This window comes from Photorhabdus hindustanensis, assembly GCF_002968995.1.
GTDB classification, from domain to species: domain Bacteria; phylum Pseudomonadota; class Gammaproteobacteria; order Enterobacterales; family Enterobacteriaceae; genus Photorhabdus; species Photorhabdus akhurstii.
Map to the genome: position 1 here is coordinate 1 of NZ_PUWT01000199.1, position 891 is coordinate 891.

The window sequence follows — 891 nt, forward strand, 5'->3', positions numbered from 1 at the left end:
GTTGAACTATATGGTGCAGAATATGATGGCTATGAAAGATTTCATGAAATAATGCTCGAATTAAAACTGTACCGTCATATTTCACAGCAGGGAAAAACTTTGAAACTACCTGATGGTACTTATTTTGGTGCTTTTAATGCAACAGCACATGACGTTCTAGTTGCAGTAAGAAAAGCTGCAAAAAATTTCTCTCCTGATAATGAAGCTTCCATTTTTGTTTGTAACTTTACTGATTATGATCATCTTCTTTATCAAGCATAATCGCCGCAACTGGTAGACAAGACTCTTCGCTTTCCAAGGCCACAAATGCTTTTCTTACATTGTGGCCTAGAAATCTAATCACATTAGGATCTAAACCAAGTTCATGTTGATATTTCATTCTCAGCATATCTGCTAATACTTCACGTGCTGCGACTTGTGACTCGATTGTTAAGTCTTCAAATTTCATTTTAAACCCTCGTTGAACTCTTTCCATCTTGGAAACAGTTGTAATCAGAACTTTCTACTTTTCAGTCTGATAAATCCCCGGCATTTTAAATACCACGCCGGATTGAATCACTACTATCGAGCACTCTATTAGCAGAATGCTCTGAATTAGTCACTCTTTAATCAGCGTGTGAAAGCTCATACTCATCAAACCAGGCATCTCTTGCACGGCCATCTGCTGCCTGATAGTGGATCAAATACTGGCTAGCACTATGAATATATTCAGCACGGGCTTTGATATGCCCTTTTTCACCGCTGATAATAACTTGTACGGCCTGACCTAATTTATATTTGAAAACCTGTAATTTGCTCATACCTACCTCTTAATATTTTAGTAACTTCTCTTGCTTACCCGYGAGAGAGTGATAACGGGCAACCGGTAGAGGATTTGTCAGATTAGCGAAC

Annotated in this window: 3 protein-coding genes; 1 reads left to right on the forward strand and 2 read right to left on the reverse strand. The window is 38.4% G+C overall.

The window, feature by feature from the left end; genetic code table 11:
- Nucleotides 1-261: hypothetical protein (locus C6H66_RS26320; protein WP_105397073.1), on the forward strand; the 261-nt coding region annotated here is incomplete at its 5' end.
- On the opposite strand, the gene C6H66_RS25325 is transcribed toward C6H66_RS26320, so the two are convergent.
- Both C6H66_RS25325 and C6H66_RS25330 read right to left on the reverse strand, forming a co-directional pair.
- A complete protein-coding gene (locus C6H66_RS25325; protein ID WP_105397028.1) occupies nt 227-448 on the reverse strand; it encodes a hypothetical protein in 222 nt (73 codons plus the stop codon). The two genes, C6H66_RS26320 and C6H66_RS25325, sit on opposite strands and share 35 nt — an antisense overlap.
- 157 nt (nt 449-605) lie before the next feature.
- Complete coding sequence (locus C6H66_RS25330; RefSeq protein WP_105396917.1) at nt 606-800, reverse strand: hypothetical protein; 195 nt, start codon at nt 798-800, stop codon at nt 606-608.
- Nucleotides 801-891 lie beyond the last annotated feature (91 nt).

What these genes read in the sequence shown, in the direction of transcription:
- C6H66_RS25325 (WP_105397028.1), bottom strand. Translation starts at nt 448, where the DNA reads ATGAAATTTGAAGACTTAACAATCGAGTCACAAGTCGCAGCACGTGAA.
- C6H66_RS25330 (WP_105396917.1), bottom strand. Translation starts at nt 800, where the DNA reads ATGAGCAAATTACAGGTTTTCAAATATAAATTAGGTCAGGCCGTACAA.